1 protein-coding gene is annotated in these 802 nt (G+C 38.7%); it reads left to right on the top strand.

Annotated features, from left to right (window positions below):
- Positions 1 to 802, top strand: an 802-nt coding sequence (locus AX663_RS05040) for a Spy0128 family protein (RefSeq protein ID WP_331708974.1), incomplete at both ends; no start/stop codon positions are given.

Below are 802 nucleotides of genomic sequence, written 5' to 3'. Positions count from 1 at the left end.
TTCGGACGTTACTACAAGTTTGAAATCCCAGCAGAAATTAAACAATCTGCTAAGGGCGGTGTTGACATCGAAAATACAGCCTCACAAATCGTTCACCAATACGATCCACAAAGTAAGACTGTTAAGAAACCTGAAAAACCAACAGAAAAACGTGTAGTTAACATCCCAGTTGAAGTTGAATTTAACTTCACTAAGAAACTTGAAGGTCGTGAACTTAAAGCCAACGAATTCAGCTTCGTTCTTAAAGATAAAGATGGAAACATCCTTCAAACAGTTAAGAACGACGCTGCAGGTAACGTTAAATTTGCTGCTCTTGAATTCAAGAAAGGCCAAGAAGGTACTCACAACTACACTGTAGAAGAAGTTAAGGGTACTGACGGAACTGTTTCTTACGATTCAATGAAAGCTCTTGTCACTGTTGAAGTATCACATGATGGTAAAGCGAAAGCTCTTATCACTAAAGTGAACGACCCAGCAGACAAAGAATTTAACAACACTGTTCGTCCACCAGAAAAACCTAAGTTCCAACCAGAGAAATACGTTGTTTCTAAAGAGAAATTCGATATCACTGGTATGAAACTTGTTGACGATGATGCTGAGTTGAAAGATAAAGTAGGCGATACTAACAAGGATCCTTACGCTGACAGCACAGCTAACAACGAAGCTGAAAATATCAATACTAAGACACTCAAGAAAGGTGATAAGTTTGTCTACCAAGTATGGCTCGACACAACTAACTTCACTGACGCTCACAATATCCAATCTGTAGGTGTTACAGATAAATATGACAGCGAAAACTTGA

The organism is Streptococcus sp. CCH8-H5 (assembly GCF_001556505.1).
Taxonomy (GTDB): Bacteria; Bacillota; Bacilli; order Lactobacillales; family Streptococcaceae; genus Streptococcus.
Note: the sequence above shows the minus strand (reverse complement) of the source record. Positions and strands in the feature narration are given on the sequence as shown.